The 15,579-nt window shown below is 48.6% G+C and carries 17 protein-coding genes; 9 read left to right on the top strand and 8 right to left on the bottom strand.

Features of this window, described 5'->3' with window-relative positions; genetic code table 11:
* The first annotated feature begins 36 nt into the window (after positions 1-36).
* The 6 genes from MARGE09_RS03390 (at position 37) to MARGE09_RS03365 (ending at position 5,517) form a co-directional block, all read left to right on the top strand.
* Positions 37-735, top strand: a complete 699-nt coding sequence (locus MARGE09_RS03390) for an HAD-IA family hydrolase (RefSeq protein ID WP_236985950.1) — start codon at positions 37-39, stop codon at positions 733-735.
* A 266-nt stretch (positions 736-1,001) separates the two neighbouring features.
* Positions 1,002-1,907: a 30S ribosomal protein S6--L-glutamate ligase gene (rimK, locus tag MARGE09_RS03385; protein WP_236985949.1), complete on the top strand. Its 906-nt coding sequence runs from the start codon at positions 1,002-1,004 to the stop codon at positions 1,905-1,907.
* Positions 1,908-1,913: 6 nt separating this feature from the next.
* A complete protein-coding gene (locus tag MARGE09_RS03380; protein ID WP_236985948.1) occupies positions 1,914-2,951 on the top strand; it encodes a succinylglutamate desuccinylase/aspartoacylase family protein in 1,038 nt (345 codons plus the stop codon).
* Between the two features lie 2 nt (positions 2,952-2,953).
* Positions 2,954-3,490, top strand: a complete 537-nt coding sequence (locus MARGE09_RS03375) for a mechanosensitive ion channel domain-containing protein (RefSeq protein ID WP_236985947.1) — start codon at positions 2,954-2,956, stop codon at positions 3,488-3,490.
* On the top strand, positions 3,487-3,924 hold the full coding sequence (locus MARGE09_RS03370; RefSeq protein ID WP_236985946.1) for an ATP-dependent zinc protease family protein: 438 nt from the start codon (positions 3,487-3,489) through the stop codon (positions 3,922-3,924). Before MARGE09_RS03375 ends, MARGE09_RS03370 begins: the two co-directional genes overlap by 4 nt.
* Positions 3,925-4,317: 393 nt before the next feature.
* Entirely contained in the window at positions 4,318-5,517 is a 1,200-nt protein-coding gene (locus tag MARGE09_RS03365; protein WP_236985945.1) for a response regulator, read from the top strand.
* Here MARGE09_RS03365 and MARGE09_RS03360 read toward each other — a convergent pair.
* The 8 genes from MARGE09_RS03360 to radC form a co-directional block, all read right to left on the bottom strand.
* Entirely contained in the window at positions 5,514-6,125 is a 612-nt protein-coding gene (locus tag MARGE09_RS03360) for a hypothetical protein (protein ID WP_236985944.1), read from the bottom strand. The two genes, MARGE09_RS03365 and MARGE09_RS03360, sit on opposite strands and share 4 nt — an antisense overlap.
* 53 nt (positions 6,126-6,178) lie before the next feature.
* Complete coding sequence (locus MARGE09_RS03355; RefSeq protein ID WP_236985943.1) at positions 6,179-6,790, bottom strand: hypothetical protein; 612 nt, start codon at positions 6,788-6,790, stop codon at positions 6,179-6,181.
* A 2-nt stretch (positions 6,791-6,792) separates the two neighbouring features.
* Complete coding sequence (gene rdgC, locus MARGE09_RS03350; protein ID WP_236985942.1) at positions 6,793-7,692, bottom strand: recombination-associated protein RdgC; 900 nt, start codon at positions 7,690-7,692, stop codon at positions 6,793-6,795.
* A gap of 6 nt (positions 7,693-7,698) precedes the next feature.
* Positions 7,699-8,316, bottom strand: a complete 618-nt coding sequence (locus tag MARGE09_RS03345) for a BamJ family beta-barrel-assembly machinery protein (RefSeq protein ID WP_236985941.1) — start codon at positions 8,314-8,316, stop codon at positions 7,699-7,701.
* 63 nt (positions 8,317-8,379) lie between these two features.
* The gene (mutM, locus tag MARGE09_RS03340; protein WP_236985940.1) at positions 8,380-9,201 is read right to left on the bottom strand and encodes a bifunctional DNA-formamidopyrimidine glycosylase/DNA-(apurinic or apyrimidinic site) lyase; all 822 of its coding nucleotides are present in this window, start codon (positions 9,199-9,201) and stop codon (positions 8,380-8,382) included.
* Positions 9,202-9,297: 96 nt separating this feature from the next.
* Positions 9,298-9,453, bottom strand: coding sequence for a 50S ribosomal protein L33 (rpmG, locus tag MARGE09_RS03335; protein ID WP_053981642.1), 156 nt, complete (start codon positions 9,451-9,453; stop codon positions 9,298-9,300).
* Positions 9,454-9,495: 42 nt separating this feature from the next.
* Positions 9,496-9,732: a 50S ribosomal protein L28 gene (gene rpmB, locus MARGE09_RS03330; protein WP_236985939.1), complete on the bottom strand. Its 237-nt coding sequence runs from the start codon at positions 9,730-9,732 to the stop codon at positions 9,496-9,498.
* A 335-nt stretch (positions 9,733-10,067) separates the two neighbouring features.
* Complete coding sequence (gene radC / locus MARGE09_RS03325) at positions 10,068-10,742, bottom strand: RadC family protein (RefSeq protein ID WP_236985938.1); 675 nt, start codon at positions 10,740-10,742, stop codon at positions 10,068-10,070.
* A 139-nt stretch (positions 10,743-10,881) separates the two neighbouring features.
* On the opposite strand from radC, the gene coaBC reads away from it, so the two are divergent.
* The 3 genes from coaBC to argB all read left to right on the top strand — a co-directional run bounded on the left by coaBC (position 10,882) and on the right by argB (position 15,579).
* On the top strand, positions 10,882-12,153 hold the full coding sequence (gene coaBC, locus MARGE09_RS03320) for a bifunctional phosphopantothenoylcysteine decarboxylase/phosphopantothenate--cysteine ligase CoaBC (RefSeq protein ID WP_236985937.1): 1,272 nt from the start codon (positions 10,882-10,884) through the stop codon (positions 12,151-12,153).
* Positions 12,154-12,158: 5 nt separating this feature from the next.
* Positions 12,159-14,618, top strand: a complete 2,460-nt coding sequence (locus tag MARGE09_RS03315) for a phosphomannomutase/phosphoglucomutase (protein WP_236985936.1) — start codon at positions 12,159-12,161, stop codon at positions 14,616-14,618.
* A 64-nt stretch (positions 14,619-14,682) separates the two neighbouring features.
* Positions 14,683-15,579 (top strand): acetylglutamate kinase, encoded by an 897-nt coding sequence (gene argB / locus MARGE09_RS03310; protein WP_236985935.1) that lies wholly within the window; start codon positions 14,683-14,685, stop codon positions 15,577-15,579.

The following is a 15,579-nucleotide window of genomic DNA, read 5'->3' as shown; positions in this document are numbered from 1 at the left end:
ACAGAAAACTCTCGCATTCATTGAAGCCAATTGTGTATGAAAAAAAAGGCCTTGCCACAACTGTTTATTTATGACCTTGACGGCACCCTAATTGATAGCGTACCCAGCATTAGCCAAGCCATTAATTTGGCCCTGCAAGAAACCTTCGCAATTACCGCACCCGAAGCCCTTGTGCGAAGCTGGGTTGGCAATGGCAGCAAAATGCTTGCAAGCCGCGCGCATACCTATGCCAAGCAAACACTGGGCGAGGCCGGCGCCAGCGCCACCTTAGATGCACTGCACCATGGCTTTTTGCACCATTACTCTTGCCATATCAACAACCCCAACCCCGTATTTGAAGGCGTGCGCACGCTATTAAACCGTATTGATCAGGCAGGCATTGCACAAGCTGTAGCAACCAATAAACCTCAGCAATTTGTGCCCGCACTACTTAAAAACGCAGCTTTAGCACCTTATATTTCAGCCATTGTTGGCGGTAACAGCCTACCCGAACGAAAACCCCACCCCATGCCGCTGGAATATTTATGCCGGCGCTTTCACTGCCAACCGCATCAAGCCATCATGATTGGCGATAGTGAGTCCGATGCACTTAGTGCGCAAAGGGCAGGTATACCCTGCTGGCTTGTAGAGCAAGGTTATTCACAAGGCATCGATTTACACAAACTTGGCGCCCAAAATGTGTTTAAGGACATGCAGGTATTACTAGCTCATGTTGAAACATTTTTTAGCCACTAACGCTTAGCTCCTCCAACATAAAAGCGCCAGCATTGAGTCGTTAAAATAAATGCCAGATTATGCAAAAATTGCTTTACAGCGAATTTTTGAATGTTTAATCTGCCGGACTCTTGACTCACCCATGCCCATTCTGGGCTACTATTGTTGTCTACTCGTTAATCGCAACAATAGCACCACGCCAACCCCTTGGCAGATGACAACTCATCCCCACAGAGACTACGGCCAAAGGCCCTTTTTTGCCTGCTCCCAGAGCACAGGATTCTTTTATGCATATCGCTGTTTTATCCCGCAACCCCAACCTTTACTCCACCCGCAGACTTAAAGAAGCCGGCGAAAAACGTGGCCACACTGTTGATATTATCGATACGCTTCACTGCTATATGGATATTACCCAAAACCGCCCAACGGTTCGCTATAACGGTGAAGAGCTACCCACTTACGACGCCATTATTCCGCGTATTGGGGCATCCATTACATTTTACGGCACCGCTGTTGTTCGCCAATTTGAAATGATGGGTACGTTCTGCGTGAACGAATCGGTTGCCATTAGCCGCTCGCGGGATAAATTGCGTTCGCTACAATTGCTATCGCGCAAAGGCGTAGGCTTGCCACGCACAGGCTTTGCAAGCAAACCCGACAAAATTAAAGACTTAGTTAAAAATGTCGGTGGTGCGCCACTCGTGATTAAACTGCTAGAAGGCACCCAAGGTATTGGCGTTGTATTGGCCGATACCAACAAAGCTGCCGAAGCCATTATTGAAGCCTTTATGGGCCTTAAAGCAAACATACTGGTACAAGAATATATTGCCGAAGCCGGTGGCGCCGACATTCGCTGCTTTGTGGTTGGCGATAAAGTCGTAGCCGCAATGAAGCGCCAAGGCGCCGAAGGAGAATTCCGCTCAAACTTGCACCGCGGCGGCTCGGCGACAATCGTTAAACTCTCGCGCGAGGAGCGCGCAACCGCCGTTAATGCAGCCAAAGTAATGGGCTTAGGCGTTTGCGGTGTTGATATTCTACAAGCCAAAAGCGGCCCCGTTGTAATGGAGGTAAATTCATCGCCAGGGCTTGAAGGCATAGAGCAAGCAACCGAGCTAGACGTTGCTGATTTAATTTTTGCACACATAGAAACCAACGCAAAACCTAACAACACCCGCACCCGCGGTAAAGGATAGCCATAAATGAAAGAGCTGGTCATCGCAGGGCAAAACATTGCTCCTGGTAGCCGTATTCAAATTAATGTTCCCGGCATTCGGCTGTACACAGATACCGACATCTCCATGCCGGTATCTGTTATTCGCGCCAAAAAAAACGGGCCGACCGTTTTTGTATCGGCTGCGGTACACGGCGACGAGCTTAACGGCATCGAAATTATCCGCCGTTTAATTCAGCTTAAATCGTTGCGCATTAACTGTGGCACATTAATTTTGGTGCCCATTGTTAATATTTATGGCGTGCTCAACCAAAGCCGCTATATGCCAGACCGCCGCGATTTAAACCGCTGCTTTCCTGGCTCGCCTAAAGGATCTTTGGCTGGCCGAGTGGCAGACACGTTTTTATCCGAAATTGTGAATCACTGTGATTACGGCATCGACTTGCACACAGGCGCAATACACCGCTCGAATTTGCCACAAATTAGAGCCGACCTAGAAGACCCAGGAACGCTGAGCCTAGCGGAAGCCTTTGGCGTGCCAGTCTTATTAAACTCGAACCTACGCGATGGCTCACTTCGCCAAGCCGCGGTTGAATCTGGCACTAAAATATTATTATACGAAGCCGGGCAAGCACTGCGTTTTGATGAACTTTCGATTCGCGCCGGCGTAAAAGGTATTATGAATGTCCTTAGCCACATAGGAATGATTAACCGAAAAAATACCGCCAAAAAGCCTATTCAGCGTTTTGTCGCTAACAATAGCGTATGGTGCCGCGCCAACGAAAGTGGCATTGTTAACAACCTTAAGAACTTGGGCGATCAAGTACAAAAAGGTGAAGCCTTAGCAACCATCGGCGGCCCTTTTGGTGAAGTATTCGATACCGTTAAATCGTCGCGGGCAGGCATTATTATTGGCAAGCAAAACATTCCGTTAGCGCAAGAAGGCGATGCCATGTTTCACATTGCATACTTTTCTGAACCCGACGAAGAAATTGCCGAGAACATTGAAAAGATGCAAGACTCGTTACTTCCAGATAACGACTCCAAAGACCTTTATGGTGCGTAGCAATGCATACTGAAGCTATTATTTTTGTTCTTTTAATTGCCACAGCTTACGTTATTGGCAAAAAAAATATCAGCCGCCTTGTGGAGCGTATTGGCCACGAACGCAACATTAGTGCCGCGCGTACACAGTATGTGAATACGGTGTTAAATATCGCGTTTACCATTATAGCTATTACGGCAAGCGGAATGATTATTGGCGTAGGCCTTAAAGATTTAAGCGTACTGCTAGGCTCCATGTTTGCCGTTTTAGGTGTCGCCCTTTTTGCTCAGTGGTCAATATTAAGTAACGTTACGGCGAGCATTATTGTATTTTTCTTTTTTCCTTATCGCGTAGGGGACTTTGTTAAAATCCTTGATGGCGAAAATAGCCTAGAAGGTACAATTAAAGAAATCACATTGTTTCACGTTATCCTGAACACTGCCGATGGCTCGCTAGCAACTTACCCTAACTCACTAGTATTTCAAAAAGCGGTAACTATTCAATCTTCGCAGCATAAACCAGCACCCATAACACTCGAACCCGAAGAGACACAACAATGAGCCAAAAACCCATTATTGGCAGCTTAGAAACATGTAACCTCCCCGACTTAGGCATCAGCAATTTACAAATACGTGTAGACACTGGCGCGCAAACCTCGTCCCTACATGTAGATAACATTAAAGGGCTGAAAAAAAACGGCAAACCTTGGGTGCAATTTGATATACATCCAGATATTTATGACGTTAACAGCATTGTGACCTGCTGCACCCCTATTTGTGATATTCGCCGAATTAAATCCTCCAACGGCGAAGCACAAGAGCGCTATGTGATCAAAACCCCCATAGAGCTAGGCGACATGAGCTGGCCAATTGAAATCACACTAACCGACCGCTCAGACATGAGCTATCTAATGCTATTTGGAAGGGAAGGTATGGGCGACCGCATTCTTGTAGACCCCTCTCAAACATTCCTGCTATCAACGCTTTCGGAATAACGCCAGTTACAAAGCAACATTTCGGTTATTGACCACACCGCTTAACAAGTTGTGCGGTTTTTTTATGCCTAATTCATATAGCACTGAAGAGCCAATCAATTACCCCGCGATGCCAAAGCAAGCCTGCTCGACTAAAGTATATAAATAAACATAACTATTCAGGTGGGTGCGAAATGACGGACACCCCAAAGGCGAAGTGATTGTTTTCTGGGCATTCAAGCGTCTGGAACGCTTGCATAGCGACCAGCCCCAGCAAGGATGCGTGGGGGTAGACTTTACAGGAGCACAAAGTCGTAGATGGCTTGAGCGGCCCAGAAAATGATCAGTTTGGCGACCTATTTGAGCATGGCTGAATAGTGACAAATAAACAACATAACTTTGTGCCGAGCCTGTATGAATCGAGTGCTGATCATTGATGACGACCGCTTTACGCAAAACGTATTGCGCAAGTACTTATGCAAAACCTACGACACTCGCACAGCCGACAATGGCGCCATGGGCATTAAAGTTGCCAACAGCTGGCCCCCCGATATTATTTTGCTCGATGTGGAAATGCCGGGGCAAAACGGCTACGAAGTTTGTGATGAGCTCAAGCGCCAAGAAACCACAAGTAATATTCCGGTTGTATTCTTGTCGGGCAAAAGCTCTGTTCGAGAGCGCATGCTAGGCTTTGAAGTCGGCGCCGACGACTATCTCACCAAACCCTGCGAACCCGAATTCCTTCAGCAAAAACTTACAAAAATTACCGACGCGTACCTAAAAAGGGCAACCCTCGTTCGATCTGCCGAACAAGCAGAAAAAACCGCCATGGAAGCGATGAGTACTAGCTTCGAATTAGGCAAGGCTGTACGTTTCGTAGAGCAATCTTATAACGTTCGCAATTACGACGAGCTAGCACAAGCGCTAACCAGCGTGGTGACCGACTTAGGCTTAAACTGCGCTGCAATGTTTACCTGCTGCGACGGTCAGCGCTTTTACGGCGATCAACAGCGCCCGATTAGCCCAATAGAAGAAGATTTACTGCACATGATGCACAGCGAGCAACGCTTTGTTGATTTCGGCTGCCGTACTTTAATCAACTATCCGCAAGTTGCACTGTTAATTAAAAACATGCCGCTGGAGGATCGCACCCGCTACGGCCGAATTAAAGACACCCTCCCTTTTGTACTGGGGGCTTGCGATGCAAAGGTCAGAATACTCGACGCTGAAAACGCCCTTAAAACCCAAAGCGAGCATTTATCCCGCAGCGCAAGCGGCTTAGAAAAACTGCTAAAGCAAGTGTCGGCAACAGTAACGACCAATCAAAACAATGTGCGCGCCATTATGCTAAACCTCACCACAGAGCTAAGCACACAGCTCCACAAAATGGGGCTAGAAGGCGACCAAGAAGATTACGTACTTAAACAAATTGATATTGCAGCCAACCGTTTACACGAAGAAGCCAACAGTGTGGACTCCGTCGAGCATGCACTGAATACAATGGTAAAACTGCTGCAGATATTAAGCGCCGAACAAACGCGAATTATTGAGGAGAATTTGGCCTCGGCAAATGCTGCGCCTGCCGAGGCCACACAAGATATTGAGCTATTTTAAGAGGTCGAAGCTTGTTCTTCTTCAGCTTCGCTAGCGCGTAAACGTGCGGTGCGAATGCGCACTTTTTTCGTTTCTGCCAGCATCAGTACTTGTAGCAATTCTTGAAACGCTTGAATCGGTGCAGAGCCAAAGTCCACAAAGAAGACTTGGCGGTTTACTTTTTTCTGCGGAAAAGACACGCTATGAATTCGCCCACCTATGCCGTGGTTGTCCACTTCGCGTTTATTTTGCGGGTCCAACCAACGAATAGCCCAATGCTCTAGCTGCGACTTATGCATATTCAAGCCAGAACATTCAAACTCAACATCGTTCCACGCCATCGGCTCTAAGCGCACTTTCATTTTCTTTTGCCAGGTTATACTTTGCGGCTCAAAGGAAACATGTGTATCCGGTCGAAAGTTAGCAATTTGTGGTGGCTGAGTTGCTTGATCCACTAAATCAAAACGCCGCCAGCGAAAAATTTCTGGCTGCCCTTCCACCCCATTAACACTGGCAAGCGCCTCAACATCGGCTTGCGCATGCGTGCTTTTAAACGATGCAATAGCATCCAAATAAATATTCAAATAGTGGTTACGAATATTCGTTGTGTAACGCTGAAGGTTTTGCATCGCGATTCCCCCTCAAAAGAGATTTAGCTAATGTTACGGCGCTTAAATGCACCTTATATACCGAGCACCATAAGGCCATCGGCAATTTGTTGTTGTATATCTGTTTGCCATTTGGGCTTTTGCTGTTCGATAACAGCTTGTAACAGCGGCTGCACCGGTAGTTGATAACCGTCACAGTCTGCCGTTACCGGCGGCACCACAACATCAATAACAGTGCCCACCTGCAAAGGCTTTTTGGTAAAGTCCACCGCCAATTTTATCGCTGCTGGCGCTGTAAACTCGGCTCGGCACGCCGCCTTAATTTGCAGCAATACAATGTTGGTATCGACATTACCGGCCAACACAGCCCTCAACGGGAAGGACACCGTAATGGTTTGCTCATCACTGGTTAATTTTGCCTGCCCAACCTTAGAAATTTTAATAGAGCGCTTGCCGCCAAGCCAAGGCACCCCCTTTTCTTCGTGCAACGTTTTAGGCACGTAAGTATCCAGAACTAAACCCAGCAAGCGGGCAGCCGCGGTATCCTCTGGCGCTAAAGTTGCCCGCGCTTTTTGAACAGCGGCGGCCTTAGCCGGCACTTTAACCGCTACAGGCTCGCTCGCACTCACCATAATCGGCACGGCTAGCGCCACCGCAGTACAATAAGAAAAGAGGGGCTTAAACATAATTACGACTCGTTAAAACCAAAGGCTTGCGCCAAGGCTTCAATAAAGCTTTTCATTTCAAGCGTCATGACTGCAAATTCGGTATCGAACTCTTCGGCGGCGGTTTCTGGGTGGGAATCTGCGGCTTTATCTTTAATTTCATCACCAAAGCGCAAGCGCTTGATGGCGAGGTCATCTTCGATAACGCCAGTAACAATATCCTTCCAGTTAAAAGCCAGCTTATTCACAACCATGCCGGTATGAATATGACTTAGCACTTCGTCTGCCGTTAAGTCTTGCTTTTTACAGCGTACGACGCGCTCGTCTTTTGCCGCTTTAAGCTCGCACTCTTCGCCTAACTCAAAACCACTTTCGGGGTTTTCCAACAGCCAACGCGTAAGCACTTGTGGTACAGGCGTTTTTGTCGATACAGGTATACAAGGCAAGGAGCCTAGCGCCTCACGCAGAGCCGAAAGCAATTCTTCCGCGCGCCCGGCAGAGCCAGCATTAACAACAATATAACCTTGCTGCGGTGCGATGTAAGCAAAATCGACCGAGTTCTTCACAAAGGCTTTTGGCAATAGCTCAAAGACCAACTCGTCTTTCAAGCCATCACGCTCTTTGCGGCTAACCCTGCGACCTTCTTGGTCGCTAATAAGCTGCACTTTTTCTTCGAGCGCTTCGCGAATAACACCGCCTGGTAATATTTTTTCTTGGCGCTTTAAAGCCACCATAATGTAGCCGGGAATCGCGTGCACAAGTAAGTCTGAGTGGCGCCCAAGCGGGGGCACGAAGCCCTGCCGCTTGAGATCCAGCTTGCCGCACGGGTTAAAAACATGTCCGCTTAAGTGCTCATTAAGATCTTCTGGTGAAGTTTTAAAAGCTTCTGTTAAACGGTACAAACGCAGGTTTTTAAACCACATAATCCGTTATGCCACGATATCAATAAGTTCAACTTCAAACACAAGCGCCGAGTAAGGACCAATAGCGCCGCCAGCACCACGCTCACCATAAGCAAGGTTATGCGGTATAAATAAGCGCCACTTTGAGCCAGTAGGCATCAATTGCAAAGCCTCGGTCCAACCGGCAATAACGCCGTCTACACGAAATTCTGCTGGCTCGCCACGCTCCACTGAGCTGTCGAATACCGAACCGTTAGTCAAGGTACCGTGGTAATGCGTGCGCACAGTAGATGTTTTAGACGGCTTAGCGCCAGAGCCTTCTGTGATAACTTCATACTGAAGACCCGACTCAAGCACTGTAACGCCTTCTTTATTGGCGTTCTCGGCCAAAAAGGCTTCGCCTTCTGCGGCAAGTTCTTTGGATTGCTCTGCGCGCTGAGCTTGAATGCGAGCGCTGATTTCTTTAAACGCGACATCGAGATCTTCACGGGCAACAGCGAATTCGCTGCCTTCAAAGGCATCTTTTAAACCGGCAGATACAGAGGCGATATCCATACCATCAAAAGGGTTGGCCAATAACTGGTCGCCTAGCTGACGGCCAATGCCGTAACTTACTTTCTTTTCTACTGTTGAATAATCAGACATAACTGCTCCGCACTTGGTTAATATTTTCGTTCACAATAAGGCGGCGCAGTCTAGCACAGGTGTTTACTTCTGGCAGTTGCTGCAATAAACCGTTGTACGATTCTGCAGGCGTTTTTCGGTTAGCGCCTTGGCGCAGCGCGGGCAAGGTTTACCGCCGTGGCCGTAGACGTTTAATTCTTGTGCGAAGTAACCGGGCTTGCCGTCGCCGCCAACAAAGTCGCGCAATGTTGTGCCTCCGCGCTCAATAGCATGAGCCAATACTGTTTTAATCTCGGCGACCAAGCGTGCCGCTTTAGGCCGAGTTAGCTTGCCGGCATCTTTAAGCGGGTGCAAACCTGCAGCAAATAGCGCTTCGTTCGCATAAATGTTACCTACGCCTACAACCACCTTGGCATCCATAATAAAGCTCTTTAGCGGCGTTTTTTTATTGCGCGCTTGGGTGTAAAGGTAATCCCCCGAGAAATCTTCCGATAGCGGCTCTGGACCCAAGTGCGCCAACAAGGCGTGCGCATCAATTGTTGCAGCATCTCCATGCCATACAAAAGCGCCAAAACGTCGAGGGTCATTAAAGCGCAGCGCCAAAGCGCGACCAAAAACCACATCTATATGATCGTGCTTACCAATAGCGGCGCCAGGCTCTATAACGCGCAAGCTACCCGACATACCCAAATGAACCAATAACACGCCCGCATCGAAGGTTAACATCACATACTTTGCCCGCCGCGATACCTCGCGCAGGGTGCTACCGCTGATAATGCTCGCCAATTGGGTATCAACAGGCCAACGCAAGCGACCATTACGCACCACAACATCGGTTACCACGCGCCCCTTTACATGCGGGCGAATTCCTCGGCAGGTTGTCTCTACTTCTGGCAGCTCTGGCATAGATTCTCGCTCAACTCACACCCATTAATTAACGCCATAACGAAAAAAACCCAGCACTAGGCTGGGTTTTAAAGGCAAAGCACGTCAAAAAATGACCTACTTAATTTTGCCTTCTTTGTACATCACATGCTTGCGAACAACAGGATCAAATTTTTTGATCTCCATTTTCTCAGGCATAGTGCGCTTGTTTTTAGTAGTTGTGTAAAAGTGTCCGGTACCGGCACTTGAATTCAAACGGATTTTGTCACGCATGATAGATTCCTCTTAGCTGTATTCGAGCAAGAAATGCCGTTATTAAACTTTTTCGCCGCGAGCGCGAAGATCAACCAAAACTTGGTCGATGCCTTTTTTATCAATAATGCGCATACCTTTTGAGGTAAGGCGCAATTTCACAAAACGCTTTTCAGACTCAACCCAAAAACGGTGAGAGTGCAAATTAGGCAAAAAACGACGCTTAGTGTGGTTTTTTGCGTGAGAAACGTTGTTACCGGTTACTGGGCGCTTACCCGTAACTTGACATACCTTAGACATTGCTCTGCCTCTTGAATCGTAAAGATCGTTAAATCGTAAATATCGTTTTAGACCACCCTTATGCTATATAACACCATAAAGGAAGCCACAAATGTCGGACGTACTCTTGTGCTTGCGCTGTAGAATACTTTGGCTCTTTAATTACCACTGCCAACAATGCCAGTAATAACTAAACTCCAGTTTCGTTCACCGCGTGCGCTTTATATGCCACGCACACACCACAAATTGCGGCGAAGCCTGAACAAAAAACAAGCAAACCCATGGGCTGGCCGAAAAGAGGCGCGTTTTATACCAGAAGAGAGCCTCTCAAGCAAACTTTTTCTCCCGCCAATGTACTAAATCATGCCATGTTCACAAAACGAAAACGGCTCTGCGCTGCCAACAATTATATGATCCAGCACACGTATATCGAGCAACCCTAAAGCCTCAGATAAAACGCGAGTAATCTCCCGATCCGATGCGCTTGGCGCTGCAATACCAGAAGGGTGATTATGTGCAAGAATAACGGCACCGGCGTTAAGCGCTAACGCACGCTTGACGAGCTCTCGCGGGTGAACACTCGCCGCATCAAGGGTGCCGCGAAACAGGGTTTCAAAATTGAGTAATTGATGCTGAGCATCCAAAAAGAATGCCGCAAAGACTTCGTGCTCCAAACCCGATAACCGCGACTTGGCCAAACGCTTCACCAAAGCGGCGCTATCCAATACGCTTTGCTGCGACAACGCCTCAACCGTATGCCGCGACGCCATTTCTAACACCGCCTGCAATTGGCAGTACTTAGCTTGCCCTAAGCCCAAAGCACCACAAAACTCTTTTTGCGAGGCCGATAGCAATGCTCGCAAGCTACCAAAGTGTTGCAAAAGCTCACGCGACAAATCAACTGCGCTTTTACCCGCCACACCTGTTCGCAGGAAAATCGCCAGTAACTCAGCATCACTTAAGGCCGATGCTCCACGCTGCAGTAGCTTTTCTCTAGGCCGCTCGCCCACTGGCCAGTCTGTAATTGCCATAGTTAACATCCTTTTCAACTTTATTAACGTCGTTTTAGGCGCTTTTGCTGCCAACGCGCGCCAGCATGGCAACTTCTTTGGTGAAAAGCGCCTATATTTGTTATCTTAGCTGCCCATTGACAGGGGCACCAATGCGCACATGAGCAATCTCCACAATAAAAATATTCTATTAGGTATTACAGGCGGTATTGCAGCGTATAAGTGCGCAGAACTAACACGCCTACTCAAGAAGCAAGGCGCCAATATTCAAGTCGTAATGACACCTGCCGCCGAGGCTTTTGTCACCCCAATGACTCTACAAGCAGTCTCTGGCAACCCGGTACGCACTCACTTACTCGATACTACCGCCGAAGCTGGTATGGGACATATCGAATTAGCTCGTTGGGCAGACCTAATCTTAATTGCTCCCGCCACCGCCGACTGCATCGCTAGGCTCGCCCACGGCTTCGCCAACGACTTACTCACAACCGTGTGCTTGGCCACCAAAGCGCCTATTGCACTTGCACCAGCCATGAATCAAGCCATGTGGAGCAATCTAGTCACGCAAGCCAATGTCGCCAAAATTGCACTTTACCCACACTTTGTTATCTGGGGGCCGGGTGAAGGCGAGCAAGCGTGCGGCGATACAGGCGTAGGACGAATGCTAGAGCCCAACGAAATTACCCAGCACGCCATTGAGTTAATTACTGAGCAAGAACAATTACCGCAAACCCAACCCAAAGCACTGCATGGCAAACGGATCGTAATCACTGCTGGTCCAACACGTGAAGCCATCGACCCGGTGCGCTACCTTAGTAACGAGAGCTCAGGCAAAATGGGCTATGCTTTAGCGCAAGCTGCCCTCAACGCTGGCGCGCAGGTCACCCTAATTAGCGGGCCTACACAATTGCTCCCGCCAGCAGGTGCAACCGTTACACACGTAATCAGCGCACTAGAGATGCATGCCGCAAGCTTAGAGGCCGCCAAGGACGCCGATATTTTTATTGGCGCCGCTGCGGTGGCAGACTTTCGCCCAAGCCAATATGCTGCACAAAAAATAAAAAAAGGGACAGAACAACACATGCATATCGCGCTAACCAAAAACCCAGACATCATCGCCGATGTCGCCAAACTTACCCCCAGGCCTTGGCTAGTAGGCTTTGCGGCAGAAACACGCGATCTCATTGGCTATGCAACGCAAAAGCTGCAGCGCAAAAAGTTAGATATGATTATTGCTAATGATGTATCCGATAAAAACATTGGCTTTAATAGCGACAGCAACGCCGTTACTGTACTGAGCCAAAAAGCGCAAAGCACCGAAGTATCCAGTATTACTTTAGCTGTAGACACCAAAGACAAAATTGCCGAGCAGCTACTTAAAGTGATTGCCAAAGCATCGCAAAACGAGCCCTTAATTTCCACGAGCCTGTAAAAAACATGAAAGCGAATAAAACAAAAGCGGCCTCTATGCTGAGTAACTTTGTCAAAAGCTCCCCTGTTAAAGCATGGCTGAGCGGTTGCCTTGCTGTGGCGTTTATTGTGTGCGGCGGCATCACGTACCATTTGTGGTCTAGCCTTGTTGTCGCCGAGCAAAAACACCAGCTAAGCGAATTCACCCAACAAAACCTCGACAAAGCCGTCTCCAATGTAAATGCTCATCTTCTTAGCCTTAATAAAAAGGTCGCGTTTTTTGGTCAAAGCCCACAGCTTGCTGCTGCCCTAGCAGCAGAGGATCAGTTACAACTGCGCAGTATTCTCCAAAGCATTAAAAATAACTTCCCTCAAGCCGAGGGCGTGCGCTTAATACCCAGAGGCAAAGCAAAACTCAATCTGGACGCCGAGCTTCCTCTTCGCTTTTCTGAATTGGAGATGATTCAACAAATCGAAGAGCGCATATCCGTAGAACCCGAAGCCGTTAAGCTCAAGCAAGGATGGCGCTTAAACTTTGCTATACCGATTCCAACAGACCCAAGCAAGGCCGTTGTTGGCACGCTATTAATTACGACAACCCTCGATAGCACCTTCAAAGCCATGGCAGAAGGTCTAAGCCAAGAGGGCAAACTGACCTTCATCCAGAACTATAATAACGGGCAACACAAGCTCCACAGCACAGGCCAAGGCAGCGGAAAAGCCGTTGTGAGCGAAAAGATTACAGGTACACCTTGGCTTATCGAGTACACACCATCAATGAAAGTCGTGCAGTCAACGCAAACCAATTGGTTAATTTTTGCCATTGGCGCCAGCATTACATGGCTGCTCGGTTTAACTGTTGCGACAGCTCTTGGTTTATTTATTGGTAGCCAGGGCGAGCGCCGGCGCCAGGCAATTGCCAAGACCTACCAGCGCATGGGGCAAGTGGGCCAAGAGTTCGCCACCAGCGAAGCTGAATACTCCAACCTCAATGCCGATATCCTCGATATTAATATTGAAGAAGACGATGACTTACTGGGCTTTGACGAGGCTCAAAATGAAGATTCTCTACCCGACGATATTGAGCCCGAAGAAGAATCTGCGCCACAAAATAACGTACCGGCCCACATTTTTAGAGCCTACGATATTCGCGGCGTTGTAGAGACAGACATCACCAATGACATCGCACAATTAATAGGCCAAGCGCTGGGTAGCGAAGCGCTAGATCTGGGCGAAGAGGCATTAATCGTAGGCCGCGACGCGCGTACACACAGCCCGATTTTGACGGAATATTTAGTGCGAGGCATTCTTAGCACTGGCTGTAACGTGATTAACATAGGCACCGTACCAACCCCCGTCGTTTACTTTGCCACCGAAACTCTCGAGGGCTGCAAGTCTGGCGTAATGGTCACTGCAAGCCATAACGGGCCAGAATTTAACGGCTTTAAATGCATCATGCAGGGCCGCGCGCGCACAGAAGAAGATATTCAAGCGATCCGCCAACGCATCGAGAAAAACCGCTTTTACTCAGGCGAAGGCGAAGAAAAACGGCATGATGTAACAGCTGATTATGTTGATACGATTTTTGCTGATGTCGCATTAGCCGGTGATGTTTCAGTGGTTATTGATGCTGGCAACGGCGTAACCGGCAAAGTTGCCCCCAAGCTGTTCGAAGAACTCGGCTGCGAAACCACCTGCATTAACTGCGACCTCGACGGCACCTTCCCCAATCACGGTCCAGACCCAACCAAACCCGAAAATCTTCAACAGCTTATTGATAAAGTCACCGAAATTGGCGCCGATTTTGGCGTTGCCTTCGACGGCGATGGCGACCGCTTAGTGGTTGTCACGAATAGTGGCCAAATCATTTGGCCCGACCGCCTACTGATGCTTTTTGCCAAAGATATTCTGGCCCGCAACCCAGGCGCCGATGTAATTTACGATGTGAAGTGCACCCGCAGCATTAATCGCGTCGTTACTCAGTTTGGCGGCCGCCCCATTATGTGGAAAACCGGCCACGCGCCAATGAAAGCCAAAATTACTGAAACCGGCGCGCTTTTAGGCGGCGAGTATTCGGGCCACATATTCATTAAAGAGCGCTGGTTTGGCTTCGACGACGGCATGTATGTCGCTGCTCGCCTTGCCGAAATACTCAGCCTTGCCGGCGATACGCTCGACAACATTTTCGAAGAGTTCCCCGAGCTGCCTCACACCAACGAAATCCTTGTTAGCGCCAACGAAACGCAGAAATTTGAGGTGGTGAAAACACTGATCGAAACCGGCGATTTCAAAGAGGCCAAGATCACCACCTTAGACGGCATTCGGATTGACTTCCCTTACGGTTGGGGTATCGTGCGGGCCTCGAATACATCGGCCAACTTAACCTTGCGCGCCGAAGCGCAAAGTGATTCAGAGCTGCATGATATTAAAGCGCTACTCACCCGTGAGCTCAGAAAAATCGACACGACCCTAACGCCCAAGTGGTAACGCTTTACCCTATTGTTTTTTGTCTAGGCGCCTAATGCGCGCGCATAAGAAAAGAGGTAACAACATGTCCACCAGTGATGCCAATGCAATCGCGAAAGTGCTCACCGAAGCCCTGCCTTATATTCAGCGCTTTACGGATAAAACGATTGTTGTGAAGTTTGGCGGTAATGCCATGATCGACGAAACGCTTCAAAACAGCTTTGCTCGCGATGTGGTATTAATGAAACTGGTCGGCATGAACCCCATCGTTGTACACGGCGGCGGCCCGCAAATCGGTGACCTCCTCAAAAAGCTGAATATAGAATCGCGCTTTGTTGATGGCATGCGCGTTACCGACAGCGCCACTATGGACGTCGTAGAGATGGTGCTTGGCGGCTCAGTAAATAAGCAGATTGTTAATCTTATTAACAATAACGGCGGCCACGCCATCGGCGTTACCGGTAAAGATGGCCGGTTAATTCGCGCTCGCAAAATGGAAGTCAGCCATCAAACGCCCGAAATGAAAGCCCCCGAGATTATTGATATCGGCCATGTGGGCGAGGTGGCCAGCATTGACCGCAGCGTTATCGACTTGCTCGTGCAAGGCGACTTCATCCCTGTAATAGCCCCGATAGGCGTCGGTAAAGACGGCGCCTCCTACAATATCAATGCCGACCTAGTAGCAGGAAAAATTGCCGAAGTGATGCAGGCAGAAAAACTAATGTTACTCACAAATGTTGGCGGCCTACAAGATAAACAGGGTGAAGTACTTACCGGCCTAAGCACCGAGCGGGTAGATGCGTTAATTAAAGACGGCACAATATACGGCGGCATGCTGCCTAAGATTCAGTGCGCCTTAGATGCCGTAAAATCCGGCGTAGCAAGCGCACACATCGTGGACGGCCGAGTTCCACATGCCGTACTTTTGGAAATATTTACCGATGCCGGAGTTGGCACACTGATTACCAATAAAAGCCTGTGA

Source organism: Marinagarivorans cellulosilyticus (genome assembly GCF_021655555.1).
Taxonomy (GTDB): domain Bacteria; phylum Pseudomonadota; class Gammaproteobacteria; order Pseudomonadales; family Cellvibrionaceae; genus Marinagarivorans; species Marinagarivorans cellulosilyticus.
The sequence above is the reverse complement of the archived record's forward strand: the minus strand, read 5'-3'. Positions and strand labels throughout refer to the sequence as shown.